We start from the raw sequence: 24435 nt of genomic DNA, 5'->3' as shown, positions 1-24435 counted from the left end.
GAGCGAAAAGACTCAATATAAAAAGGTAAATGCACATCGCAGTGAACAACAAATGGGTCATTTTGAGTGCTCAATGAATGTTTACATAAAGTTAATTTACTGTAAAGGCTTTTTACACTAGCGTGTTAAAGTGCTGTATGCGAAAACCAACCTAATGGTTAAGGGTGAGATAAATACATGAGTGATGAGAGACTAAATGTCTTATTGGTAGAAGATACTGCTTCTTTGGCAGCCCTCTACCAGGCTTATCTTCAAGATGAACCATTGTTATTAACAGTAGTGAGTAATGGCCAAGAAGCGCTTGAACATATTCGACAACAACCGCCAGATATTTTACTACTCGACTTAATGCTACCAGATATGCCAGGCATGGACATTCTGCAGTGGCTACATGATGAGCATCCTAATATCACCACCATAGTGATCACCGCCCATGGCTCTATAGATGTAGCCGTAGATGCAATGCGCTTGGGAGCACACGATTTTATTAACAAGCCGATAGAAGTTGAGCGCTTAAAAGTTACGTTACACAATACCATGAAATTTCGACGTCTAAATCAGCTGGTTGATCGTTATCGACATGATATTGAAAAGGAACCGTTTCAAGGCTTTATTGGCACCAGCTTGCCGATGCAAAAAGTATATCGACTGATTGAAAATGCGGCACCAAGTAGTGCAACAGTATTGATTACCGGCGAAAGTGGTACCGGTAAAGAAGTGTGCGCCGAAGCCATACATCAGCTCAGTGGGGTGAATGATGGCCCTTTTATTGCTCTTAATTGTGCAGCCATTCCAAAAGAGCTAATGGAAAGTGAGCTGTTCGGCCATATTAAAGGCGCTTTTACCGGTGCATTACAAGATCGAGAAGGCGCCGTGACACGCGCTAATGGCGGCACGCTCTTTATGGATGAGATCTGCGAAATGGATCTTGAGCTGCAAAGTAAGCTACTGCGCTTTTTACAAAGTGGGCAAATACAGCCTGTGGGCAGCTCTCAACAAGTAACAGTCAATGTGCGCATTGTGTGTGCGACTAACCGCGATCCCTTACTAGAAGTAGAGCAAGGGCGGTTTCGTGAAGACTTGTATTACCGCCTGCATGTGATCCCTATTAACCTCCCCCCATTACGCGAGCGTGGTGGAGATGTCATTAGCATTGCCACCGCCTTGGTTCGCCAAGCATCGCGCGAAGAAGGTAAATCTTTTGTTGGTTTATCTGAGGCCACTAAAGATCGTTTGCAAGCCTATCACTGGCCGGGCAATGTGCGACAACTGCAAAACGTGATCCGCAATGCCGTAGTATTGCATCAAGGTGAGTGGATTGAACTCGATATGTTACCTGCACCACTGGATCAACCATTAAGCGGAGCTGCATCTTATGAAGTGGTCGCTGATGCCTTGCCAACGCCCATAGTGCCACTTGCTGTATTAGAGCGCCAAGCGATAGAAAGGGCCATTGGGCATTGCCAAGGTAACGTCTCGCGAGCGGCAGCTTTACTGGAAGTGAGTCCTTCTACTATTTATAGAAAATTACAAAGCTGGGAACTCTCTCATGATTAACTGGCAGGTATTGCAAGCGCAGTTACCTGTGTTAGATGAGTATCAGTTACAGCGTATGGATCAAACATTAGGAACGGTAGTGATAGAGCGGTTGCTTCGTTTGTTTATTGAAGACAGTCAGCAGTTGGATGATCGTTTACAACAGGCTTATCAACAGAGTGACTTTATGGGTATGGCGGCACACTGCCATAGCTTAAAGTCAGCGTGTGGCAGTTATGGAGCCTTACGCTGTCAGTATGTGAGTGAAAAACTAGAAGAGTCTTGCCAGTTACAAGATGAGGAAGTGATAACTTTGCAGATTAGTGTATGGCAAACAGCCTTAGCTGCTACGTTAGAGGCAGTTAAAGAAAGACTTACTAAGTAGCCCAATATCTAATCGTGATTTTATAGCAACTTGGTTGCCTGTTGGTCAGCAAAGAGGGGCAAGCAGGCATTATTAGTACCAGTAAACTCAAAAAAGTAAAAAAATGGCCAACCCAAATGGGTTGGCCGAACTTCAGCAAAAAGCTGAAGAGAGCACGGGATAAAAACAACTGCTTTTTTGTATGAAATAATCGTGCCAACTTAGCAAAGCCAGTATAGACGGCAGGGCGTTCAAAAAGCAGTCATAAAAAGTGCAGTCATATTGCGAATTGCTCGCTTTTTGCTAAGGGTTATTGTTGCAATATGGATGAGGCATTGTGTTGTCTTCATTCGGTCTGTACAGTGCACATTAAGTAGGTTTCTCTACTTAAAACTATATCTATTTAGGCAAATTGCTATTAAGCTTAAATCTGAATAGAACAATATCATTGGTTAAAAACTCCGAGTCGGGTAAGCCTAAGTTGTTATGTTAGTAGAACAATAAGGTTGTCAGACCGTTCAGCCTAGCGCTGTAAGGGTTGCGAGAGAAATGTCGTAGCCTCCCGCATTGGAAAGGTGTTTTATGTTTGAATTACAAGACGCTTTCGCGCGTAAGTTCCAATATCTGCGACTGTCAGTCACAGATGTATGCAACTTTAAATGTCAATACTGCCTGCCTGATGGCTATATGCCCGATGGTCGAAAAACATTTCTTACTCTCGATGAAATTCGTCGTATCACTCATGCCTTTGCCGCTATGGGTACCAGCAAGGTGCGTATTACCGGTGGCGAGCCCTCTTTACGCAAAGACTTTACGCAAATTATTGAAACTGTGGCTGATACGCCCGGTATCGAAAAAGTCGCCATGACCACCAACGGCTATCGCATGGCAAAGTTTGCCCATGAATGGCGACAAGCCGGGTTAACCGCCATTAATGTGAGCGTGGACAGCCTAGACCCTCGCATGTTTCATCAAATTACTGGTCAAAACCGGTTTCACGAAGTGATGGCGGGAATTGATGCAGCGTTTGTGGCGGGTTTTGAGCAGGTAAAAGTGAATGCGGTATTAATGCGTGGCTTAAATGATGGCGATTTAGACCGTTTCTTGGCTTGGATCAAAGACAACCCCATTCAATTACGCTTTATTGAGCTAATGCAAACCGGCGAAATGGATACCTTATTTGAACGCCATCATGTGCGCGGCGCATTAATTAAAGATATTTTGCTGCAACAAGGTTGGTCACAAAAAGTAAAAGCCCATAATGATGGTCCTGCTGAAGTGTTTTTTCATCCTGATTATCAAGGTGAAATTGGCTTGATCATGCCTTATTCCAAAGACTTTTGTGCCAGTTGTAACCGCTTGCGCGTGTCGTCCTTAGGCAAACTACATTTGTGTTTATTTGGCGATTATGGCGTGGATTTACGAGACTTACTCAGCGACGATCAAGATCAAGCGGCACTACAGCGACGCCTAAGAGAAGCGCTGGCTGATAAAAAAGCCACCCACTTTTTACATCAAGGTCACGCAGGTATGACGCCAAATTTAGCATCCATTGGTGGCTAATATGATACCAGGCTAACTGCTTCATGTTGACTTTTGGGTAAAAGCCGGTTGCTTTGTAAGCCCTTATTGGCGCTGATGGCCACTCGTGTGTAGTCAGCGCCAAATAATAATCAAGATAACGAATAAGTGAGGATATGATGAGTCATGCCGCCGTTGCGTTTATTCCCCTTAATATTGCTGTATTAACCGTCTCAGATACCCGCAATGAAGAAACCGATAGCTCGGGTAAATACCTGGTTAATGCCATCAAGGACGCTGGTCATCAGTTGGCAGAAAAAGTCATTCTTAAAGATGATAAATATCAAATGCGTGCGCTCGTGTCCCGTTGGATAGCTAGCCCAGAGGTACAAGTAGTACTGATCACCGGCGGTACCGGCTTTACGGGTCGCGATACCACCCCTGAAGCCATTATGCCGTTATTAGATACGCAAATTGATGGCTTTGGTGAGCTGTTTCGCCATATCACCTATCAAGAATTAGGCACCTCTACCGTACAAAGTCGCGCCTTGGGTGGACTGGCCAATCACACCGCCATCTTTTGTCTGCCCGGTTCAACGGGCGCTTGCCGTACCGGATGGACGGGAATTTTGGCGGAGCAACTGGACGCAGGTCATAAACCTTGTAACTTTGTGCAACATTTGGTGAGTCAATGAGCGAATTAACCCATATTAATGCCTCGGGTGAAGCCAATATGGTGGATGTAAGCAGCAAGGCCATGACAGTGCGCGAAGCCCGTGCTGAGGCGTGGGTCTTGATGGCTGAGTCGACGTTAGCGCTAATTGTAAATGGCCAACATCACAAAGGCGATGTGTTTGCCACTGCGCGTATTGCCGGCATTATGGCTGCGAAAAAAACCGCCGACTTGATCCCACTATGCCACCCTTTAGCCCTTTCTAAAGTAGAAGTTCAGTTAACGCCCAACACAGAGCAAGGTGGTGTGCATATTCAAAGTTATTGCAAACTCTCGGGGCAAACTGGCGTAGAAATGGAAGCGCTAACGGCAGCTTCGGTGGCGGCATTAACTATTTATGATATGTGCAAGGCGGTGCAAAAAGACATGCGCATTGAAGGACTTCGCTTGTTAGAAAAGCGAGGTGGTAAATCGGGAGACTTTACAGTATGACAATTACAGTGATGTTTTTTGCCAATATTCGTGAGCAAGTCGGTCAAGACAGCCTAACCTTAACCGGAGAGTTTGCCAGCGTTAGTGCTTTGCGCCAGCATTTAGTAGCCAAAGGGGAGCCTTGGGCCAGCGCCTTGGGCCAGCCGACGCTGTTAGCCGCCGTTAACCACGAAATAGTGCCACTGAGTACGGCCGTATCGAGCCAAGATGAAGTGGCGTTCTTTCCGCCGGTAACGGGAGGCTAAGATGATCCGAGTACAAACAGAAGACTTTGATCTTGCCAGTGAATATGCAGAATTAAGTGAATCTCATCAAACCGGTGCCGTGGTGACTTTTGTTGGTAAAGTGCGTGATATGAACCAAGGGGATACGGTTACGCGCTTGACACTTGAGCACTACCCGCAAATGACTGAAAAAGCACTTGAGCGTATCGTCGAGCAGGCCAATGCGCGCTGGCCGCTACTTGCTTGCACCCTGATTCACAGAGTGGGGCAGCTAGAGCTGAGTGATCAAATTGTATTGGTGGGGGTGGCCAGTCAGCACCGAGAAGCCGCATTTAGTGCCTGCCAATTTATTATGGACTACTTAAAAACTCAGGCCCCGTTTTGGAAAAAAGAACAAACCCCAGCGGGCACGCGTTGGGTCGATGCAAAAGACAGCGATACCCAAGCCGCTCACCGGTGGGAGTCATAGCACATGACGGTGGTATGTAAGCAGTGGGATTTTACTTATCATAATCGAAAGCTCGCGGTAATGGAGTGGGGGCCTGAGCAGGGAGTACCTGTAATTGCTTTGCATGGTTGGTTAGATAATGCAGCCAGTTTTACCTTGTTGGCCAAGTTGCTGCCCCATGTTCGCCTGATCGCCCTCGATTTGGCCGGCCACGGTTTATCGGATCATCGTCCCTTTGGTCAGCCTTATTATATTTGGGATAATGTGGCCGATGTACAGGCATTGGTCACCCACTTAGGCCTAAATAAAGTGACTTTATTGGGGCATTCTTTAGGGGCGGGTGTTGCCACCTTGTTTGCTGGCGCCTTTCCTGAGCAAGTCAGCCGTATGATGTTACTCGATGGCCTAATACCGCTGGACTATCCCGCCGAGCAGCTACCTGAGTTAATGGGTAAAGCCTTGCGCCGAGGGTCAAGGTTAGCGCGTCGCTCACTTAAACCTTATGCAAGCTTCGAGCAAGCCTTGGCTACCCGCATCAACAGTCGCTGGCCGGTAAGCCGCGAAGCCGGCACTTGGTTATTAGAACGTGGCATGAAACAAACGGCACAAGGCTGGGTATGGCGCAGCGATATGGCGCTGACGCAGCCTTCTATTGTGCGTTTGTGCGAGTCACAAATTGCCGCTTTTGTGCGCCGCTTAACCATGCCAGTGCAGTTAGTCATGGCAGAGCGCGGGGAGGAGTTATCTTTAATTGAGTCTATGTTGCCACTCATCCCTGATCTGGAGTTTAAAACTTTGGTCGGCAGTCATCACTTTCACCTTGAGCCAGCCCCAGCACAGCAAGTGGCGGACTGGTTTTGGCACGGGTTACAACAAGCAAATACCCAACAGAAAAAGTAACGCAGTGGCAGGTTGGCCCCGACGAAAAGCCACTCCCTTTGGTCATTGCGAGGAGTGCAACGACGCGGCAATCCATCTAACAGACAGTAATAAGCTTGAAGCTAGAAGCCGGAAGTAAAACCAAAAATAAAAATGCCTCAGTGTTTTTGTTTAGCTTACCGCTTCTAGCTCTGAGCTTCAGGCTTTCTATACGCTGTACGCTTTATTTAGGTAAAGAACACTCGACCGAATTGGTTGGGGCTTTTTCTTTAGCTTGGTGCCGGGCGCTAGGCACTATTCTTTTGAATCTAACTTCAGGGTGTTTTGTGGCTCTGGCGCGGGTTCTAATAACAGCTCTCTTTGCTTTTTGCGCGCCGCGGCCAGTACACGGCGTTTTCTGTCTTGGCACAAGCGAATAACCTCACGCTGTTGCGCTGGGCTAAGTTGTAGCCAGTTAAAACGCTCGTCACGTCGACGAAAGCAGCCTTTGCAATACCCTTTATTATTGACCTGACAGACCCCAATACAGGGGCTGAGTAAATCAAAAAATTCGAGTTGCTCCATGCTGCTGCCTCCATCTGTGCCTGATTATCAGCAGTTACTTATCTTTACTCTCTTTATCACTCTCTTTATCTGGATGGTAGCTGCCGCGAGGGGCGGGCGGAACCCCCCAATTATCTTCTCGTTCTTTATTTTTTCTTTCTTCTTGATCCCAGTCTTTTAGCTGCATTTTATCGCGATTTCGCTTAACCGAGCGCTCGACTCGCTTAGTGTCTTTAAGGGCGCTAACAAATAACCCCACAATAAACAGTAGGGGAAGCGCAATCCACAGTAATGTGCTCATTATTTAATCCTCTTTAATATAGTGGACAAAAATACGGTCCAATTGATTAAGAATATGCGTTTTTCCATCAATTTGCTGCTCTTTTAGTACTTGCGCTATTAATTGGGGGCTAAGTTGAGCCGCGCACGGCGCAGACAAAGGCCGATAACTCAGGTGCCATGGCTCAACCGCAACGCCGCCATTTGGCTGTGCAAAAGGCAGATAAAAATCAAACCGGGCCATATTGTTTGCAAGCCATTGGCTGAGGGGATAAAAATAGCCTTCTTTTTCATATTCCCAAGGCTCCAGTTTTAGGTTGGCGCCTGGGGGTAATAAGCTGGGGTCATAAATATCAATATCTGTGCCCCAATGATGACGGCTGGTACCGGGCAGTGCACTCCAACGTAAAATAGCGTTAACGCGCTCAGCTTCACTTAACTCTTGGCTGTTTAATGGCAGGCTATGGGCATCGAGTAATGGGCGGGTGCCATCAAACTTACCATTCCAAATGGCCAGCTGGCGCTCAAAGCTGCGAAAACTAGACGCCGGCATCAGCTGAAAGCCATCAAGTGCCGCTGCCGCTTGCATGGCCATAAACGCCTGCTTAGCCTCGGCTTGCAGGCGGTGCCCAGGCTCTGCTAACGGCACGAGATGATTATCTTTTAAGCCCACTAAACACAAAGGATCCATGGCTGACTCCTTATTATCGATAATTGAACCCTGATGCCCATCAGCCAAATGAAGGTATTAGGTTTGTTTTAATGAAGCAGCGTACTACTGCTTGAATAAGGCCGCATATTGCTCGGCTTTAAAGCCCACAGACAGCTCGCCTTGGTTATCTAGCAAGGGACGCTTAATTAAGGTGGGGTTCGCTTTTAGTAAAGCATAGGCGGTGTTTGGGCCTAAGTTAGCTTTCTCTGACTCTGATAAAGCTCTATAGGTGGTACTGCGTTTATTGACCAGCTGCTCCCAACCTAATTCCTCAAGCCAGTGGTGAAGAGAGTCTGGGTCTAGCCCATCGGCTCTGTGGTCCACAAACACATAATTAACCTGATGTTGATCTAACCATTTGCGCGCTTTTTTAACCGTATCGCAGTTTTTAATGCCATAAAGTGTAATAGACAAGGTATTTTCCTATCAATAAAAGAGAAGCGGGTATTGATGCTTAAGCACATCACATTGCAGTGAGAAATTCTGTCACTTAAGCTGCTCGCCTGCAACATAAGCGAGCCGCCATAAATAACAGCCTGATCCAGCATTATTTTTAATGAGTGCCATTATACACTGGCGCCCATTATAGACTTTAGTTATTGTTAGCCTTTTGTCGTGCAGTCAAGCCAAGGTAGCGATTGAATAACCTAATAAGGGGAGTGAGATGGGGTTAAAAGAATACTGGAGTGATCGATCTCATTCTCAGGACTTTAAGCTAATTCGTATCGGCTTTGTGGCAGTGCGTTTTCGTTGGTTAGTGAGTTTGTTATTAATCGGCATTGCCGGCTGGATTGCCGTTGATTGGTGGGTATTAGACAGTGCGCATTTTCACCTGTTATGGAAAGTGCGCCTAATGGCAGGTGTGATGCTTACCCCACTGTTGCCGCTCAGTTATTTATGCAAATTAAACCGCCGCTGGATGGTGCTCTCGCTGTTTGCCTTGTTAGTGATATTACTGTTATTTAATGCAGTGAGCTTATGGAGCTTTAGAGACGTGGCTGCCATGCCTACCGGTTATATGGCGTTTCCTTATTTTTTACTGGCGTTACTTGCCGTGTTACCACTGCCGATTCGCTCGGGGGTAAGAGTCGCGGTTACCATTATTGCGGCCGTGTTAGCGACCGATTATTGGTTAGACTCGCACACATTAAGCAATGGCAAGTTGATTGAGCGAGTTTGGTTATTATTGTGCTTTAGTTTGGCCATGTTATGGGTGCAAACAGGACAGTTGCGCATGTTATTGGATTTATACCGAGAGTCGACCCGTGACCCCCTAACGCGGTTAATGAATCGCCGCTTATTTATGGAGCAATTTAAAGCCGTGCGCCATAACAGCAAACTGGGCGAAATGTGCAGCGTGATCTTGTTTGATTTGGATAAGTTTAAACGCATTAATGATGAGCACGGCCACTTAATTGGTGACGAAGTGCTGGTGAATGTGAGCACGACTTTGGTCGATATTTTTGGACAAGATGCCACAGTGGCGCGTTACGGCGGCGAAGAGTTTGTGGTGTTACTCCCCAACACTGAGCTTGAGCAAGGCGTTCGCCAAGCAGAAACCCTACGCCTAGCGGTAGAGTCACAACCCATAGAAAGCCCATTAGATGAAAGCGAAATCTCAGTTACAGTAAGTGCCGGTGTGGCTGCCGGTGATAACACCCATACCATTAGTGAGCTGTTACAGCGGGCAGATGAAGCACTTTATCAAGCAAAAAGCCGTGGTCGTAACTGCGTTATTGCTTATGAATAGCAGAACAAATGCATAAGGGCTCAGCTGGCGGTGGTTTGATGAGGTGGCTTGGCTTATACTAGCGTCGAGCCCCCACATATTCGAAATCAGCTCCCCTGCGGGACTATAACTTAAGCGAGATGTTTTATGCCCAAAGAGCATCATGATAAACGTGCCCTCTATGTACCTTATGCTGGCCCAGCCCTACTTGAAACGCCGCTGCTAAACAAAGGCGGTGCTTTTTCTAAAGACGAGCGTATTGCTTTTAACCTAGATGGTTTAGTACCACACTGTATTGAAACCATTGATGAGCAAGCCGCCCGCGCTTACCAGCAATATACCTCTTTTCAAAACGATCTTGATAAGCATATTTATCTGCGCAACATTCAAGATACTAACGAAACGCTGTTTTATCGTTTGGTGCACGATAATTTAAGCACAATGATGCCCATTATTTATACTCCGACCGTGGGCAAGGCATGTGAAGAGTTCTCTAATATTTACCGCCGTGCTCGTGGTTTATTTATTTCTTACCCCGATCGTGATCGCATCGATGATATTTTACAAAACGCCACTAAGCGTAATGTAAAAGTGATAGTGGTTACCGATGGTGAGCGTATCTTAGGCCTGGGTGATCAAGGGATTGGTGGCATGGGGATCCCTATTGGTAAGCTGTCTTTGTATACTGCCTGTGGTGGTATTTCCCCCGCTTATACTTTGCCTGTGGTACTGGATGCTGGTACTAACAATCAGCAGTTGCTTAACGATCCTGTATATATGGGCTGGCGTAACCCTCGCATTACTGGCGAAGAGTACGAAGAGTTTGTTGATGCCTTTATTCAGGCAGTGAAGCGCCGCTGGCCAAACGTGCTGTTGCAATTTGAAGATTTTGCACAAAAAAATGCCATGCCAGTCCTTAACCGTTACAAAGACGAACTGTGCTGCTTTAATGATGACATTCAAGGGACCGCAGCGGTTACCTTGGGCTCGTTAATTGCGGCCTGCCAAGCCAGTGGCAGCAAGTTGTCTGAGAAGCGTGTTGCGTTCTTAGGTTCAGGCTCTGCCGGTTGTGGTATTGCTGAGCAAATTATTGCCCAAATGAAAGCCGAAGGCTTAAGCGATGAAAAAGCCCGCCAGCGCGTGTTTATGGTGGATCGCTTTGGGTTAATCACCGACAACATGCCTAATTTGGTTGATTTCCAGCGCCCTCTAGCCCAGTCACCGGCTGATTTAGCTGATTGGCAGACCTCGGGCGATAATATTTCGCTGTTAGAAGTGATGCAAAATGGCAAGCCCGATATTCTGATTGGGGTATCAGGCCAGCCTGGTTTGTTCACCAAAGAAGTGATCCAAACCATGCATTCTCACTGTGAGCGCCCAATTGTGTTCCCGTTGTCGAACCCAACCTCACGTGTAGAAGCCACGCCAGAAGATATTTTAAACTGGACCAATGGCCAAGCTCTGGTTGCGACTGGTAGCCCGTTTTCTCCGGTGGACTATAAAGGCAAGCGCTTTGAAATTGTCCAGTGCAACAACTCTTATATCTTCCCTGGTATTGGGTTGGGTGTATTAGCTTGTGGCGCTAAGCGTGTGACCGATGCCATGTTGATGTCGGCCAGCCGTGCATTAGCAGCTTGCTCTCCTATGGTGGATGATGCAGATGGTGCATTACTGCCGCCATTGGAAGACATTCAGCATGTAAGCCGCCAAATTGCGAAAGCCGTTGCTAAAACGGCGCAGCTACAAGGTCAAGCACTGCAAATTTCAGATGCCGCTCTTGATGCTGCCATTGAGGCAAACTTCTGGGAACCTGAATACCGCCAATACCGTCGCGTTTCTTTCTAAACGTTAGGCGAGTGATAAAAAGGGCATGCTGAGCATGCCCTTTTTATTAAAATGCATTTTATATTGGTTTTTTGGTTGAAAAACACAAATTTAGCCTCATATAGCTTAACCTGAGCCTTAGTGATGCTCGACGCTGCCCACATGCCTCGCTATAATGCGGCGTCTAATTTGCCAATAGGGCACTTGATGGTTAGCCCTTTGCTGCTATTAAGTTTGTCTCTATCAATATTCAAGAAAGCAGCCCAGGCTGTTTTATATTAACCACAAGGTCAGCACCATAGTGCTGAATAACATTGAGGTAAAAGAATGCAAGTTTCAGTTGAAACGACCCAAGGCCTGGAGCGCCGCCTGACCATCACAGTACCTGCCGAGCAGGTTGATAGCGAAATGACGAATCGTCTTCGTCAGCTGGCTAAAACACGTCGCATCGACGGTTTTCGTCCTGGTAAAGCACCTATGTCTGTTATTAAAAAGATGTTTGGTGCCTCAGTAGAAGAAGACGTAGCAGGCGACTTGATGCAACGTAACTTCTTTGAAGCTGTGATCAGCGAAAAGTTGAACCCAGCAGGCATGCCTACCATGGCACCAGAAGCCATTAAAGCCGGTGAAGACTTTACCTTTGCCGCAACTTTTGAAGTTTATCCTGAAGTCGAAGTTAAAGGCTTAGAAGACGTCACTATTGAAAAGCCACAGGCTGAAGTGCAAGACGCCGATCTGGATAAAATGATTGAAACCTTGCAAAAGCAGCATGCTGATTGGGTAGCCGTTGAGCGCGAAGCGGGCACAGATGATCGTGTAACCATGAACTTTGTGGGCTCCATCGACGGTGAAGAGTTTGAAGGCGGTGCCGCTGAAGACTTCGCACTGGTATTAGGTTCTGGCCGTATGATCCCAGGCTTTGAAGAAGGCTTAATGGGTAAGAAAGCCGGTGATGACTTTACACTAGACATCACTTTCCCTGACGATTACCAAGCAGAAAACTTAAAAGGTAAACAAGCTCAGTTTGCTGTTAAGGTAACCAAAGTTGAAGCACAAGAGTTGCCAGAACTAACCGAAGAGTTTGTTAAGCGCTTTGGTATTGCTGACGGCGCGTTAGATGGCTTAAAAGCAGAAGTGCGTAAAAATATGGATCGCGAACTCGCCCAAGCCCTAAAAGCCTCGGTAAAAGAGCAAGTGATTGACGGCTTGCTAGAGCAAAACCCGGTTGAAGTACCACAATCTTTAGTTGATAACGAGATTGAAACATTGCGCAAGCAAGCACTACAGCGCTTTGGTGGTGCCGATCAAGCGAACATGCCACAACTGCCAGCTGAATTGTTCCAAGAGCAAGCTGAGCGTCGTGTACGTGTCGGTCTTTTGTTGGGTGAAGTGATCAAGAAGAACGACATTAAAGCCGATGATGCTAAAGTACAAAGCATTATTGCAGATATGTCTTCTGCCTACGAAGATCCCTCTGAAGTGGTGGCTTATTACAACGAAAACCAAGAAATGTTGGAAAACGTGCGTAATCTGGCCATTGAAGATCAAGCGATTGAACTGGTACTAAGCCAAGCCAAAGTGACTGATAAACAAGTTAGCTTTGACGAACTAATGAACAAGTCTGCTGCTAACGCTTAATAAGCGGTTGACTTAGTCGTTAAGCTCTTGCGTATAATGGCCCCAGTGTAAGTACACTCGGGCCATTTTGTTTTAAGGACACTATTTTATGTCAAATATACATGATTCAATGACGGACGGGCCCCTAGCCGCGCTAATTCCCATGGTAGTGGAGCAAACGGCCAAGGGTGAACGTTCTTACGATATCTACTCTCGCTTATTAAAAGAGCGAGTGATTTTTCTGACTGGCCAAGTAGAAGATCACATGGCTAACCTGATTTGTGCGCAATTATTGTACTTAGAATCAGAAAACCCAGAAAAAGACATTTATTTGTATATTAACTCTCCCGGTGGCTCAGTAACCGCAGGTATGTCAATTTATGACACCATGCAGTTTATTAAGCCCAACGTGAGTACAGTGTGCATGGGTCAAGCCGCGTCTATGGGTGCTTTCTTATTAGCCGGTGGCGAAAAGGGCAAGCGCTTTGCTCTGCCTAATAGCCGAGTGATGATCCACCAACCATTAGGTGGGTTTCAGGGGCAGGCATCAGATATACAAATACACGCCAAAGAAATTCTCTATATTAAAGAAAAGCTCAACCGCCTATTAGCCGAACACACTGGCCAAGAGTTGGCGATTGTTGAGCGCGATACCGACCGCGACAATTTTATGTCTGCAGAAACAGCCAAAGAATATGGCTTGGTCGATGAAGTATTATTCAAACGCGATTGAGTAAAACGGCATGGGGTGCGGTACACTCTTAATCGAGTGCACTAAGCACATCCTGCGCCGTACGCATACGAGGTGACTGAATGACAGATAAACGCAAGGGCGAAGAGGACGGCGGCAAGCTGCTGTACTGTTCTTTTTGTGGTAAAAGCCAACACGAAGTGCGCAAGCTCATTGCCGGCCCTTCCGTCTATATTTGTGACGAATGTGTCGAGCTGTGCGAAGACATCATTCAAGAAGAAATTAAAGACATTTCGCCCCAGCCCGAAAATAACGAGCTGCCTACGCCCCATAAAATTCGTGCCAGCCTAGATGATTACGTCATTGGTCAAGAGCATGCGAAAAAAGTGTTGGCCGTGGCGGTGTACAACCACTACAAACGCTTACGTAATGCCGGCAGCACTGAGGGTGTTGAGTTAGGTAAGTCTAATATTTTGCTGATTGGTCCTACCGGTTGCGGTAAAACCTTGCTAGCAGAAACCTTAGCGCGCTTACTTGATGTGCCTTTTACCATGGCCGACGCAACCACATTAACCGAAGCCGGTTATGTTGGGGAAGACGTTGAAAACATCATTCAAAAGCTGCTGCAAAAGTGTGATTACGATGTAGAAAAAGCCCAGCGTGGCATTGTTTACATCGATGAAATCGATAAGATTTCTCGTAAATCTGATAACCCTTCTATCACCCGTGATGTGTCGGGTGAAGGGGTGCAGCAAGCCTTATTGAAGCTTATTGAAGGCACAGTGGCTTCTATTCCGCCTCAAGGCGGTCGTAAGCACCCACAACAAGAGTTTTTACAGGTAGACACCTCTAAAATTCTCTTTATCTGTGGTGGCGCCTTTGCTGGCTTAAATGGCGTGATTGAGCAGCGTCTAGACAAAGGCACCGGCATTGGTTTTGGTGCCGATGTGAAGTCGAAAGATGACAGCTCATCATTAAGTGAAGTTATTACTCAGGTAGAACCAGAAGACTTAGTTAAATATGGGTTAATTCCTGAGTTTATCGGTCGTTTGCCCGTGGTAGCTACCTTAACTGAGTTAGATGAAGCAGCCTTAGTACAGATCTTATCTGAACCTAAGAACGCGCTCACTAAACAATATGGTGCGCTGTTTGAGCTAGAAGATGTAGAGCTTGAGTTTCGTGAAGATGCGCTGCGTGCCATTGCACACAAAGCCATGGAGCGCAAAACCGGTGCGCGTGGCTTGCGCTCTATTGTAGAAGCGGTACTGCTCGATACCATGTATGACTTACCCGCCCAAAATGGTGTGGCTAAGGTTGTGGTTGATGAAACCGTGATCAAAGGCGAGTCAGCTCCTTTACTGATTTATCAGAAAGAGGACACTCAGGCAGTGTCGGGTGACTAAAAACAAAAATAATGCATTACTGGGGAAGGCATCACTGATAGCTTTTGTGAGCCCACACACTAAAGTGCGCTATTTTTGAGCAATAAAAGGGGCCTTATGCCCCTTTTTTCGTTTTTATGGACTCAATGATTGAATCTTTGAATCCTGCCCCCATATACTTCTCAATCGCTATACATTGCACTCAAGCCGAGAGGACACTATGACCCTAGAGCGTTGTGAACGCATCGATACCCCCGTTCTGCCTCTCCGTGACGTGGTGGTATACCCTCACATGGTGATACCCCTATTTGTGGGACGGGAGAAGTCCATCCGCTGTTTAGAAGCAGCCATGGACCAAGATAAAAAAATCTTTCTGGTGGCACAGAAAGAAGCATCAACGGATGAGCCCCTTACTGATGATCTTTATCAGATAGGAACCGTGGCCAATATATTGCAGTTGCTGAAGCTCCCCGACGGCACCGTTAAGGTGTTAGTTGAGGGTGGCCAGCGCGCGCGTATGGAAGAGCTACGTGAGCAAGACGGTTACTTTGTGGCTCAAACACAATACTTAGAAACTGAAGCGCTAGATGAGCGAGAGCAAGAAGTGTTAATTCGCTCATCTATTACGCAGTTTGAAAACTACATTAAGCTCAATAAAAAGATCCCGCCCGAAGTACTGACTTCGTTGTCGGCGATTGAAGATGCAGCTCGCTTAGCCGATACCATGGCTGCCCACATGCCCTTAAAGCTGGAAGATAAGCAAAAAGTGCTAGAGGTGGTGCAGGTAGGGGAACGTCTAGAATATCTGATGGCCATGATGGAATCAGAAATGGATGTACTGCAAGTGGAGCGCCGTATTCGCGCCCGCGTGAAAAAGCAGATGGAAAAAAGCCAGCGTGAGTACTATCTCAATGAGCAAATGAAAGCGATTCAAAAAGAATTGGGTGACATGGACGATGTGCCTGATGAGCTGGAAGCGCTACAGCAAAAAATTGAAGATGCGGGGATGAGCGAAGAAGCTCGAACCAAAACTGATGCGGAAATGGCTAAGCTGAAAATGATGTCCGCCATGTCGGCAGAAGCCACAGTCGTGCGCGGTTATATCGACTGGATGGTAGCAGTACCTTGGAAGAAAAAATCCAAGGTGAAAAAAGACCTCGCTAAAGCCGAAGAAACGCTTGATGCAGATCACTATGGCTTAGAGAAAGTTAAAGAGCGCATCATTGAGTACTTAGCGGTGCAAAGTCGTACCAAAAAGCTAAAAGGGCCTATCTTGTGCTTAGTTGGGCCGCCTGGGGTGGGTAAAACCTCCCTTGGGCAATCCATTGCTAAAGCCACAGGCCGTAAATATGTGCGTATGGCGCTGGGTGGCGTGCGCGACGAAGCGGAAATTCGTGGTCATCGTCGTACCTATATTGGCTCTTTGCCCGGTAAGTTGATTCAAAAAATGGCGAAAGTAGGGGTGCGTAACCCATTATTCTTGCTTGATGAAATCGACAAAATGGCATCAGATATGCGTGGTGATCCCGCGTCTGCGTTACTAGAGGTGTTGGACCCTGAGCAAAACCACAGCTTTAACGATCACTACCTAGAAGTTGACTACGACTTATCAGATGTGATGTTTGTGGCTACTTCTAACACCATGCATATTCCTGGCCCCTTGCTAGACCGTATGGAAGTGATCCGTCTTGCGGGTTACACCGAAGATGAAAAGCTCAATATTGCCAAAAATCACTTGCTGGCTAAGCAAGTGGATCGCAATGGCCTAAAAGCCAGTGAAGTGACCATTGAAGACTCCGCCATTATTGGCATTATTCGTTATTACACCCGTGAAGCGGGGGTGCGAAGCCTTGAGCGAGAGATTTCTAAACTATGCCGTAAGGTGGTTAAAGAAATCTTGCTGAACAAAGACATTAAGCAAGTGACCATTAACCAAGACAACCTTAAAGACTACTTGGGTGTGCAGCGCTTTGACTACGGTAAAGCCGAAGAGCATAACCAAGTAGGTCAGGTAACGGGCTTGGCATGGACTGAAGTGGGCGGCGAATTGCTGACCATTGAAGTGGCTAATGTGATGGGTAAGGGCAAGCTGGCTTACACAGGCTCCTTGGGCGATGTGATGAAAGAGTCGGTACAAGCGGCCATGACAGTGGTGCGCTCTCGCGCCGACAAATGGCGCATTAATAGTGACTTTCACGAAAAACGTGATATTCATGTACATGTGCCAGAAGGAGCAACGCCCAAAGATGGCCCAAGTGCCGGGGTGGCTATGTGTACCGCACTGGTGTCGAGTTTAACCGGTAACCCGGTTTGTGCCGATGTGGCCATGACAGGTGAAATTACCTTACGGGGCGAAGTACTCCCTATTGGTGGCTTAAAAGAGAAGTTGCTTGCTGCCCGTCGTGGTGGTATTAAACGCGTTATGATCCCGAAAGAAAATGAGCGCGATCTTGAAGATATTCCAGAGAACGTAAAACAAGATCTAACCATTTATCCGGTGCGTTGGATAGAAGAAGTGCTAGAACTCGCACTTGAACAGCCACCAGAGGGCTTTTCTGGCGTATCAGTGTAAGCTTTTTCGCCATACTTGGGGTTTCTGACTTGTCAGCAGCCCCAAGTCGCAGTAGCCTTAAACACAATAATTTGGTTACGCCTTTAATGGGTAGTCATTTACGTGAGTCACCGGCATGGATCCCCGTTTGGGAGCAAGCCATTCATTTACTGTATTAATAACAAAATCGACGGGTTGCTGCTAGGCAGTAACGTATCAACGACAAGGGGAATGACTTTGAATAAATCTCAACTGATCGACAAGATTGCCGATGGCGCCGACATTAGTAAAGCAGCAGCTGGCCGAGCCTTGGATGCCTTTGTTGACTCTATTACCGAGACACTAAAAGAAGGCGATACCGTTTCTTTAGTGGGCTTTGGTACCTTCTCTGTGCGCGAACGTGCAGCGCGTACCGGTCGTAATCCACAAACCGGTGCCGCTATTGAAATTGCCGCTGCTAAAACACCTGGCTTTAAAGCGGGTAAAGGCTTAAAAGACGCAGTGAACTAAAACGTGTGTGCAGGACCTTGAGTCCGCTAGCGAGCATGTTAGAAGGCGCATCACATTGGTGCGCTTTTTTTGATTATCATCCCATATCCCATCTGCGGGAGTAAAAACACATTATGTTTTTTGACAAATTAAGAGCGGGCGCTCAAGGCACAGTGTCTAAAGTCATCCTAGTATTAATTATTTTATCTTTTGCCCTAGCTGGGGTTGGCAGTTATGTCACTCAGCCTAAAGAAGAAGTGGCGGCCGTAGTTAATGGCGAAGATATTACGGCCCAGATGCTTGAAAATGCCTATCGTAATGAGCGCACTCGGTTAGAGGGACAGCTGGGCCCACAATTTAGTGAATTATTGGGCGATCCTTTATATGTAGAGCAGCTACGTCGTTCGGTACTTGAGCAGTTAATAGAGCAGCGCTTAATTGATCAAAAAGTGCAAGAGCTTAATTTATATGCCAGTGACAACCAAGTGCGTAATGCCATTCGCGCATTACCTGAATTTCAGCAAGGTAATCAATTTAATAACGATCGTTATCAACAGTTATTAGCGCGCAGTGGCATTAGCGCTGAGCAGCTGCGTGATAATGTGCGCCAAGACTTAAGCCGTCAGATGTTATTAAATGCTGTTATTGGCTCAAGCTTTACCTTAGAAGCCGAAGCCGGCCTGCTTGATAGACTCAGCCGCCAGCAGCGTGATGCAGAGCTGGTACGTTTACCGCTTACAAACTTTAGTGACGACCTAACTTTAACTGATGCACAGGCCAAAGCATATTACGAGCAAAATGCCAGCCAGTTTCAGCGCCCAGAGCAGGTAAAAATTAACTACGTATTGCTTGATGCAAGTACACAGGCTGATATCGCTGTGGATGAAGCAGATATAGCAGCAGAATACCAAGCCAACTTATCAGCCTATACCCAGCCAGAGCAGCGTCAAGTAGCTCATATCATGTTAAACAAAAGTGATGACGCACAAGAAAAGCTAGCAGCGATTCGTGCGCGTTTAATGGCCGGCGAATCATTTAGCGAGCTGGCGCAAGCCGAGTCAGACGATGTGTTCTCGGGATCAAAGGGCGGTGAGTTAGAGTGGATGGAGCAGGGCACGTTAGACCCCGCTTTTGATGAGGCCGCCTTTGCATTAACGGATATTAATGAGGTGTCTGAGGTAGTAGAAAGTGAATTTGGCTTTCACCTGATCACTTTATTAGATAAGCGAGACGCAAAAACCAAACCACTGGCTGAAGTACGTGATGCCATTCGTAGCCATTTAGCACAAGAACAAGCTGCGAATGCGTTTTATGAACAAGAGCAGCGTTTAGCTGAGCTGGCGTTTGAGTTTCCTGACTCGCTAGACATGGTTTCAGATGAGCTAGGTTTGCCCATTGTCAGTACTGAGTTTTTCTCGGCACAAACAGCACCTGAGGTAATTAACGATACGCGCGTACTCACCCAAGCTTTTTCTGAAGATTTTCGTCAGCAAGCCATGAACTCAGATATTATTGAGTTAGGTGATAATAAAGCCGTGGTTATTCACTTAGTTGAACACAGAAGCGCGGCAGTACGTGACTTTGCAGAGGTGAGTGAACAGGTGCGTGAGCTGGCATTGGCAGAAAAAGCACGTCAATTAGCAACAACGGCGGCCACTGAGTTACAACAAGCTTGGATTAACGGTGAGCAAGCTGCTTGGTTAGCTGAGCACAACCTAACCGTGAGCGAGCTCAATAAGGTTACGCGCGAAAGCGAACAAGATGGCGCAGTATTAAGTGCATTATTTGCCATGCCTGCACCCACAGAGCAAACGCCTAGTGTGCGTACCTTAGGCCTAACGGATGGCAGCCAAGCGGTACTAAAACTGAATGCGGTAACAACGCCGGCCGAGCCTTCCGATTCATTAGCTCAAATTCAAGAAGGCCAAACTGGCATTCAAGGGCAACGTGAATACGAAAGCCTGCTTGCAGCGCTTAAAGCCTCGGCGAGTATTAAATATCGCCAGCTGACGGCAACAGATGATAACTTTTAATTATCATTAACGAATAAAAGGCGCTACGGCGCCTTTTTTAATGACCATATAAAACCTAAAGGAGACGAGCCGTTATTGCGAGGAGCGCAGCGACGTTTTTAGGTTGAGAGCCCCATGCTTGTTACTGGTTTATCTCAGCCCGTTCATCTTCTTTTTTGTAACTGAGCGTTTACAGCTCTGGGCTTACGACTTTCAGTCCCCAGTGTTTCCTTTTCGCTGTTATCTTCGCTATGATGCCAGCATAGGTCTTGTAATATAACGAGTTAATTAATACAGTCGGAGAGCATCTTTTGATTAACGTATTCCTGGTTGATGACCATGAGTTAGTGCGCACAGGGATCCGACGCATACTAGAAGACGTCAAGGGAATGAAAGTACAGGGCGAGGCCAGTAGCGGTGAAGAAGCCGTACAATGGTGTCGTGAACAACATCCAGACGTGGTGTTAATGGACATGAATATGCCCGGAATTGGTGGGCTAGAGGCAACTCGAAAAATACTGCGTTTTAACCCCGAAATAAAAATAATTGTATTGACCATTAATACTGAAAACCCTTTTCCTACTAAAGTGATGCAAGCAGGTGCTTGTGGCTACTTAACCAAAGGAGCAGGGCCAGAAGAAATGATTAATGCAATTCGTTTGGTACACAGTGGCCAGCGTTATATTTCACCCGATATTGCCCAGCGTATGGCTTTGAGTCAGTTCTCTAATGACGAAAACCCTTTTAAGCATTTATCAGAGCGAGAGCTACAAATAATGCTAATGATCACCAAAGGTCAGCGGGTTACCGATATTTCTGAGCAGTTAAGTTTAAGTCCTAAAACCGTGAACAGTTACCGCTATCGTTTATTCAGCAAGCTGGATATTAACGGGGATGTTGAGCTCACACACCTTGCCATCCGTTATGGAATCTTGGATGCAGATAAAATATAGCCGTATTGATGAATGACTCTTTTGATGCTGCCGCTTTTTTAAAGGTGGTCACCGAGCAGCCTGGCGTCTACCTGATGTATGACGACGCTGGGGCGATTATTTATGTTGGTAAAGCCAAAAACTTAAAAAAGCGCCTCGCTTCTTATTTTCGTACTCACGTCAGTAGTGAGAAAACGCGGGCGTTAGTGCGTCATATTCGCGATGTGCAAGTAACGGTGACTCACACCGAAACCGAAGCATTAATCCTTGAGCACAATCTGATCAAGCAGCATCTGCCACGCTATAACGTCTTGCTGCGTGATGATAAATCCTACCCCTATATTATTATTACCGAGCATCAACATCCGCGTATTGGGCTACACAGAGGTGCGCGTAAAAAAAAGGGCGAATACTTTGGCCCTTACCCCAATGGGGTAGCAGTGCGCGAAAGTCTGCATTTAATGCAAAAGCTGTTTCCGGTGCGCCAATGTGAAGACAGTGTCTATGCCAATCGTTCTCGGCCTTGCTTGCTCTATCAAATTAAGCGTTGCTCTGGCCCCTGTGTGTCAGGTTTAGTCAGTGATGAAGAGTATAATCATCAATTACAATTAGCGCGCTTGTTTTTGCAAGGTAAAAACCAACAGGTGGTGCAAGATGTGGCCAATAGCATGGAGCTTGCCAGCCAGGAGTTGCGCTTTGAAGATGCCGCTAAATATCGTGATCAGCTTCATGCGCTACGCCGGGTACAAGAGCAGCAGTTTGTAAGCGGTAATGTGCTTGATGAGCTAGATGTGATTGGTTTGGCGCAATCTAACCATCAAGCTTGTGTGCAGGTGCTGTTTATTCGCCAAGGTAATGTGCTAGGAAGTCGCAGTTACTTTCCGAAAATGCCCGCCGGTACCGAGGCCGAAGAGATATTAGAAAGTTTTGTGCTGCAGTTTTATTTAGCCGGCATTGGCGGGCGAGAAGCCCCGTCAGAAATTTTATTAGATCATACCTTGGCCGACGAAGACGCCTTAAGTGAGGCATTAAGCGAGCACTTTAATCGGCGTATTAAGTTGCGCAGCCGCACGCGTGCCGAACGAGCGCGTTTTATTAAGTTGGCCCATACTAATGCCGAAACGGCACTGGCCAGTCATTTGGCGCATAAAAGTACCCAGCGTCAGCGCTTACTTCAGCTAGAAGAGGTACTGGCTTGCCCGCCGATTTCTCGTATGGAGTGCTTTGATATCTCCCATACCATGGGAGAAAAAACCGTGGCCTCGTGTGTGGTCTTTAATCAAGAAGGCCCGCAAAAAAGTGAATATCGGCGTTTTAATATTACCGGCATTACTGGTGGCGATGATTACGCCGCCATGGAGCAAGCCCTTAGCCGACGTTTTCATCAGGCGGAGCTGGATAAACTGCCCGATATTTTATTTATTGATGGTGGGCTTGGCCAATTGGCGAGAGCCGAAGAAGTGGTGGCCCGTGAGTTAGCCGATAGCCCACGCCAACCACTGCTTATTGGTATTGCTAAAGGGGTGACCCGTAAAGCGGGGCTAGAAACCTTAATTATGGGCGGCAGCCATGAAGAACGTCATTTGCCCGCCGATTTACCGGCATTACACCTTATTCAGCATATACGTGACGAGTCGCACCGTTTTGCTATTACTGGCCACAGAGCCCAAAGAGGCAAAGCACGTACCACCAGTACCTTAGAAAGCATTGCCGGAGTGGGCAGCAAACGGCGCCAAGCTCTGTTAAAATACTTGGGTGGCATTCAAGAAGTAAAACGTGCCAGCGTTGATGAGCTAGCTAAAGTGCCGGGTATCAGCCAAGCACTGGCAGAAAAAATTCACGATGCACTGCATCACTAAACGCCGCCATACAGCTGTGCATCTTTATGTGCATTACTGTGGCTTTGACTAATGGTCTTAAAATAATGATAAATATACCTAATTCTCTTACTTTGTTTCGGTTACTGTTAGTCCCCATTTTTATTGTATTGTTTTATATACCAATAGAAGGGGCCTATATGTGGGCGGCGGTTGTGTTTACCTTTGCGGCTGCTACCGATTGGTTGGATGGTTTTTTAGCGCGCACCTTAAAGCAGAGCACGCCGTTTGGGGCTTTTCTTGACCCCGTAGCTGATAAGGTGATGGTGGCCGCTGCGCTGATTATTATTGTTGAAGAGTACAGTAACCCCTTGGTTACCCTGCCAGCCATGATTATGATCAGTCGAGAAATTGTTATTTCTGCCTTGCGTGAGTGGATGGCTGAAATAGGCCAACGTGCTCAAGTGGCGGTAAGTTGGATTGGCAAGTGGAAAACCACCATTCAAATGGTGGCGTTAATCGCATTAATTTGGCAAGACAACCTATACATGATCTGGACAGGGTACGGGTTACTTTACATTGCAACCGGCTTAACCCTCTATTCTGCGTATGATTATTTAAAAGCGGCCTGGGGCGATCTTACGGGAACAGCTTAAGCTTGCCCATTGATAAAAGAAGATAGCCACTGCTGTCTCAGGCAGTGAAAGATGGTTTAATAGTCAAAAATAAGCGTTAGTGAATAAAAAATGTTCGAATGAACCAGAAAGAACAAATTAGTGTTGCAGTCTGTGCGGTAATCATTAAAATGCCTAGCAAGTCAGTGAGGCAGCTCATTAAGGCGCGTTAGCAAAGCGGCTATGCAGCGGATTGCAAATCCGTTTAGTCCGGTTCGACTCCGGAACGCGCCTCCAAGCCTACACTAACAGTCTGCCCGGATGGTGAAATCGGTAGACACAAGGGATTTAAAATCCCTCGCTCGCAAGGGCGTGCCGGTTCAATTCCGGCTCCGGGCACCATAAGTACAACAAAAAAGCCACTCGCAAGAGTGGCTTTTTTGTGCCTAAAATTTAACAATACTAAAAAAAGGCAGCACCAAGCGCCTAGCTAAGAAAAAAACAACCAATTAGTACGAGGCTTTTTTCGTAGGGGCGAATTTATTCGCACAAAAAGGGTAGCGCCTAGCACCAAGCGCCTAGCCAGGAAAATACCAACCAATTAGTACGGGGCTTTTTTCGTAGATACTCTGTTGGGCGTCAAGGTTTTGCACTACATTGTTATGCGCCCTTATTTCGTCTTTGCGAGCGTAGCGCGGCAATCCATTTCGGAAGAAAGCGCTACATCCAACGCTGACCACTTTATGTTAAAGAAAAACTACGATTTTGTTTTTTTCGTCAGGCGCTCAGCGTAAAGCGTATAGAAAGCCGGAAGCTCAGAGCTGGAAGCAGTAAGCTAAACAAAAACACTGAGGCATTTTTATTTTTGGTTTTACTTCCGGCTTCTAGCTTCAAGCTTATTACTGTCTGTTAGATGGATTGCCGCGTCGCTGCGCTCCTCGCAATGACCAAAGGACGTCGCTCTGGCTTTTCGTAGGGGCGGTGATTTTCAACCCAGTTGTCCAAATAAGACTGTCTAAGCAGCCATTTTATTTCGCTCCATTTCCTCGAGTTTACAGGGATTGAGCGAGACAGCTCCCGTCACTTCCCAGTTTCGGGTATTACCC

The 24435-nt window shown here is 46.7% G+C and carries 24 protein-coding genes, 2 tRNA genes and 1 riboswitch; of the genes, 22 read left to right on the top strand and 4 right to left on the bottom strand.

Features of this window, described 5'->3' with window-relative positions; genetic code table 11:
• The first annotated feature begins 177 nt into the window (after positions 1–177).
• The 8 genes from J3U76_RS05210 to J3U76_RS05175 all read left to right on the top strand — a co-directional run bounded on the left by J3U76_RS05210 (position 178) and on the right by J3U76_RS05175 (position 6158).
• The gene (locus J3U76_RS05210) at positions 178–1557 is read left to right on the top strand and encodes a sigma-54-dependent transcriptional regulator (RefSeq protein WP_208004805.1); all 1380 of its coding nucleotides are present in this window, start codon (positions 178–180) and stop codon (positions 1555–1557) included.
• Positions 1550–1921, top strand: a complete 372-nt coding sequence (locus J3U76_RS05205) for an Hpt domain-containing protein (RefSeq protein WP_208004803.1) — start codon at positions 1550–1552, stop codon at positions 1919–1921. Before J3U76_RS05210 ends, J3U76_RS05205 begins: the two co-directional genes overlap by 8 nt.
• Before the next feature lie 426 nt (positions 1922–2347).
• A riboswitch (molybdenum cofactor riboswitch) is annotated at positions 2348–2494 on the top strand.
• Entirely contained in the window at positions 2483–3463 is a 981-nt protein-coding gene (gene moaA, locus J3U76_RS05200) for a GTP 3',8-cyclase MoaA (RefSeq protein ID WP_208004801.1), read from the top strand. (Overlaps the previous riboswitch by 12 nt.)
• A 137-nt stretch (positions 3464–3600) precedes the next feature.
• The gene (gene moaB / locus J3U76_RS05195; protein ID WP_208005016.1) at positions 3601–4116 is read left to right on the top strand and encodes a molybdenum cofactor biosynthesis protein B; all 516 of its coding nucleotides are present in this window, start codon (positions 3601–3603) and stop codon (positions 4114–4116) included.
• A complete protein-coding gene (gene moaC / locus J3U76_RS05190) occupies positions 4113–4586 on the top strand; it encodes a cyclic pyranopterin monophosphate synthase MoaC (protein ID WP_208004799.1) in 474 nt (157 codons plus the stop codon). The genes moaB and moaC overlap by 4 nt, the downstream gene beginning before the upstream one ends.
• Positions 4583–4831 carry a molybdopterin synthase sulfur carrier subunit gene (gene moaD, locus J3U76_RS05185; protein WP_208004796.1) on the top strand — a complete coding sequence of 83 codons (249 nt, stop codon included), beginning with the start codon at positions 4583–4585 and terminating at the stop codon, positions 4829–4831. The genes moaC and moaD overlap by 4 nt, the downstream gene beginning before the upstream one ends.
• 1 nt (position 4832) lies before the next feature.
• Complete coding sequence (gene moaE / locus J3U76_RS05180) at positions 4833–5279, top strand: molybdopterin synthase catalytic subunit MoaE (RefSeq protein ID WP_208004794.1); 447 nt, start codon at positions 4833–4835, stop codon at positions 5277–5279.
• A gap of 3 nt (positions 5280–5282) precedes the next feature.
• Positions 5283–6158 (top strand): alpha/beta fold hydrolase, encoded by an 876-nt coding sequence (locus J3U76_RS05175; protein ID WP_208004793.1) that lies wholly within the window; start codon positions 5283–5285, stop codon positions 6156–6158.
• A gap of 273 nt (positions 6159–6431) precedes the next feature.
• Here the strand turns inward: J3U76_RS05175 and J3U76_RS05170 are convergent, their stop codons facing one another.
• The 4 genes from J3U76_RS05170 to J3U76_RS05155 all read right to left on the bottom strand — a co-directional run bounded on the left by J3U76_RS05170 (position 6432) and on the right by J3U76_RS05155 (position 8085).
• Complete coding sequence (locus J3U76_RS05170) at positions 6432–6701, bottom strand: DUF1289 domain-containing protein (RefSeq protein ID WP_208004791.1); 270 nt, start codon at positions 6699–6701, stop codon at positions 6432–6434.
• A 34-nt stretch (positions 6702–6735) separates the two neighbouring features.
• Positions 6736–6981 (bottom strand): hypothetical protein, encoded by a 246-nt coding sequence (locus J3U76_RS05165; protein ID WP_208004790.1) that lies wholly within the window; start codon positions 6979–6981, stop codon positions 6736–6738.
• A gap of 3 nt (positions 6982–6984) precedes the next feature.
• Complete coding sequence (locus tag J3U76_RS05160; RefSeq protein WP_208004789.1) at positions 6985–7650, bottom strand: M15 family metallopeptidase; 666 nt, start codon at positions 7648–7650, stop codon at positions 6985–6987.
• An 84-nt stretch (positions 7651–7734) separates the two neighbouring features.
• Positions 7735–8085 carry an ArsC family reductase gene (locus J3U76_RS05155; RefSeq protein WP_208004788.1) on the bottom strand — a complete coding sequence of 117 codons (351 nt, stop codon included), beginning with the start codon at positions 8083–8085 and terminating at the stop codon, positions 7735–7737.
• A 250-nt stretch (positions 8086–8335) separates the two neighbouring features.
• Here J3U76_RS05155 and J3U76_RS05150 point away from each other — a divergent pair, with 250 nt between their 5' ends.
• From J3U76_RS05150 to J3U76_RS05090, 14 genes are all read left to right on the top strand, one after another.
• Positions 8336–9421, top strand: a complete 1086-nt coding sequence (locus tag J3U76_RS05150; protein WP_208004787.1) for a GGDEF domain-containing protein — start codon at positions 8336–8338, stop codon at positions 9419–9421.
• A gap of 126 nt (positions 9422–9547) precedes the next feature.
• On the top strand, positions 9548–11245 hold the full coding sequence (locus tag J3U76_RS05145) for an NAD-dependent malic enzyme (RefSeq protein WP_208004785.1): 1698 nt from the start codon (positions 9548–9550) through the stop codon (positions 11243–11245).
• 306 nt (positions 11246–11551) lie between these two features.
• A complete protein-coding gene (gene tig, locus J3U76_RS05140; RefSeq protein WP_208004783.1) occupies positions 11552–12862 on the top strand; it encodes a trigger factor in 1311 nt (436 codons plus the stop codon).
• An 88-nt stretch (positions 12863–12950) separates the two neighbouring features.
• Positions 12951–13574, top strand: coding sequence for an ATP-dependent Clp endopeptidase proteolytic subunit ClpP (gene clpP / locus J3U76_RS05135; protein ID WP_208004781.1), 624 nt, complete (start codon positions 12951–12953; stop codon positions 13572–13574).
• A gap of 80 nt (positions 13575–13654) precedes the next feature.
• Positions 13655–14935, top strand: coding sequence for an ATP-dependent protease ATP-binding subunit ClpX (gene clpX, locus J3U76_RS05130; RefSeq protein ID WP_208004780.1), 1281 nt, complete (start codon positions 13655–13657; stop codon positions 14933–14935).
• A gap of 199 nt (positions 14936–15134) precedes the next feature.
• A complete protein-coding gene (gene lon, locus J3U76_RS05125; protein WP_208004778.1) occupies positions 15135–17486 on the top strand; it encodes an endopeptidase La in 2352 nt (783 codons plus the stop codon).
• 29 nt (positions 17487–17515) lie between these two features.
• Entirely contained in the window at positions 17516–17644 is a 129-nt protein-coding gene (locus tag J3U76_RS14605) for a hypothetical protein (RefSeq protein ID WP_279382275.1), read from the top strand.
• A 58-nt stretch (positions 17645–17702) separates the two neighbouring features.
• Positions 17703–17975 (top strand): nucleoid-associated protein HU-beta, encoded by a 273-nt coding sequence (gene hupB, locus J3U76_RS05120; protein ID WP_208004770.1) that lies wholly within the window; start codon positions 17703–17705, stop codon positions 17973–17975.
• A 113-nt stretch (positions 17976–18088) separates the two neighbouring features.
• On the top strand, positions 18089–19987 hold the full coding sequence (locus tag J3U76_RS05115) for a SurA N-terminal domain-containing protein (RefSeq protein WP_208004769.1): 1899 nt from the start codon (positions 18089–18091) through the stop codon (positions 19985–19987).
• Positions 19988–20277: 290 nt separating this feature from the next.
• Positions 20278–20919 carry a UvrY/SirA/GacA family response regulator transcription factor gene (uvrY, locus tag J3U76_RS05110; protein WP_208004768.1) on the top strand — a complete coding sequence of 214 codons (642 nt, stop codon included), beginning with the start codon at positions 20278–20280 and terminating at the stop codon, positions 20917–20919.
• Between the two features lie 8 nt (positions 20920–20927).
• Positions 20928–22757 carry an excinuclease ABC subunit UvrC gene (uvrC, locus tag J3U76_RS05105; protein WP_208004767.1) on the top strand — a complete coding sequence of 610 codons (1830 nt, stop codon included), beginning with the start codon at positions 20928–20930 and terminating at the stop codon, positions 22755–22757.
• A 65-nt stretch (positions 22758–22822) separates the two neighbouring features.
• Positions 22823–23371, top strand: a complete 549-nt coding sequence (gene pgsA, locus J3U76_RS05100) for a CDP-diacylglycerol--glycerol-3-phosphate 3-phosphatidyltransferase (protein ID WP_208004766.1) — start codon at positions 22823–22825, stop codon at positions 23369–23371.
• 181 nt (positions 23372–23552) lie between these two features.
• Positions 23553–23626 (top strand) — tRNA-Cys (locus tag J3U76_RS05095).
• Between the two features lie 18 nt (positions 23627–23644).
• Positions 23645–23731 (top strand) — tRNA-Leu (locus tag J3U76_RS05090).
• The last annotated feature ends 704 nt before the right edge of the window (positions 23732–24435 follow it).

Origin of the sequence: Oceanisphaera pacifica (assembly GCF_017498065.1) — a bacterium.
GTDB classification, from domain to species: Bacteria; Pseudomonadota; Gammaproteobacteria; order Enterobacterales; family Aeromonadaceae; genus Oceanimonas; species Oceanimonas pacifica.
Note: the sequence above shows the minus strand (reverse complement) of the source record. Positions and strands in the feature narration are given on the sequence as shown.

Excerpts from the sequence above, each read along its gene's own strand:
- J3U76_RS05210 (WP_208004805.1), top strand. The coding sequence starts at position 178 with ATGAGTGATGAGAGACTAAATGTCTTATTGGTAGAAGATACTGCTTCT.
- J3U76_RS05205 (WP_208004803.1), top strand. The coding sequence starts at position 1,550 with ATGATTAACTGGCAGGTATTGCAAGCGCAGTTACCTGTGTTAGATGAG.
- moaA (WP_208004801.1), top strand. The coding sequence starts at position 2,483 with ATGTTTGAATTACAAGACGCTTTCGCGCGTAAGTTCCAATATCTGCGA.
- moaB (WP_208005016.1), top strand. The coding sequence starts at position 3,601 with ATGAGTCATGCCGCCGTTGCGTTTATTCCCCTTAATATTGCTGTATTA.
- moaC (WP_208004799.1), top strand. The coding sequence starts at position 4,113 with ATGAGCGAATTAACCCATATTAATGCCTCGGGTGAAGCCAATATGGTG.
- moaD (WP_208004796.1), top strand. The coding sequence starts at position 4,583 with ATGACAATTACAGTGATGTTTTTTGCCAATATTCGTGAGCAAGTCGGT.
- moaE (WP_208004794.1), top strand. The coding sequence starts at position 4,833 with ATGATCCGAGTACAAACAGAAGACTTTGATCTTGCCAGTGAATATGCA.
- J3U76_RS05175 (WP_208004793.1), top strand. The coding sequence starts at position 5,283 with ATGACGGTGGTATGTAAGCAGTGGGATTTTACTTATCATAATCGAAAG.
- J3U76_RS05170 (WP_208004791.1), bottom strand. The coding sequence starts at position 6,701 with ATGGAGCAACTCGAATTTTTTGATTTACTCAGCCCCTGTATTGGGGTC.
- J3U76_RS05165 (WP_208004790.1), bottom strand. The coding sequence starts at position 6,981 with ATGAGCACATTACTGTGGATTGCGCTTCCCCTACTGTTTATTGTGGGG.
- J3U76_RS05160 (WP_208004789.1), bottom strand. The coding sequence starts at position 7,650 with ATGGATCCTTTGTGTTTAGTGGGCTTAAAAGATAATCATCTCGTGCCG.
- J3U76_RS05150 (WP_208004787.1), top strand. The coding sequence starts at position 8,336 with ATGGGGTTAAAAGAATACTGGAGTGATCGATCTCATTCTCAGGACTTT.
- J3U76_RS05145 (WP_208004785.1), top strand. The coding sequence starts at position 9,548 with ATGCCCAAAGAGCATCATGATAAACGTGCCCTCTATGTACCTTATGCT.
- tig (WP_208004783.1), top strand. The coding sequence starts at position 11,552 with ATGCAAGTTTCAGTTGAAACGACCCAAGGCCTGGAGCGCCGCCTGACC.
- clpP (WP_208004781.1), top strand. The coding sequence starts at position 12,951 with ATGTCAAATATACATGATTCAATGACGGACGGGCCCCTAGCCGCGCTA.
- clpX (WP_208004780.1), top strand. The coding sequence starts at position 13,655 with ATGACAGATAAACGCAAGGGCGAAGAGGACGGCGGCAAGCTGCTGTAC.
- lon (WP_208004778.1), top strand. The coding sequence starts at position 15,135 with ATGACCCTAGAGCGTTGTGAACGCATCGATACCCCCGTTCTGCCTCTC.
- J3U76_RS05115 (WP_208004769.1), top strand. The coding sequence starts at position 18,089 with ATGTTTTTTGACAAATTAAGAGCGGGCGCTCAAGGCACAGTGTCTAAA.
- uvrC (WP_208004767.1), top strand. The coding sequence starts at position 20,928 with ATGAATGACTCTTTTGATGCTGCCGCTTTTTTAAAGGTGGTCACCGAG.
- pgsA (WP_208004766.1), top strand. The coding sequence starts at position 22,823 with ATGATAAATATACCTAATTCTCTTACTTTGTTTCGGTTACTGTTAGTC.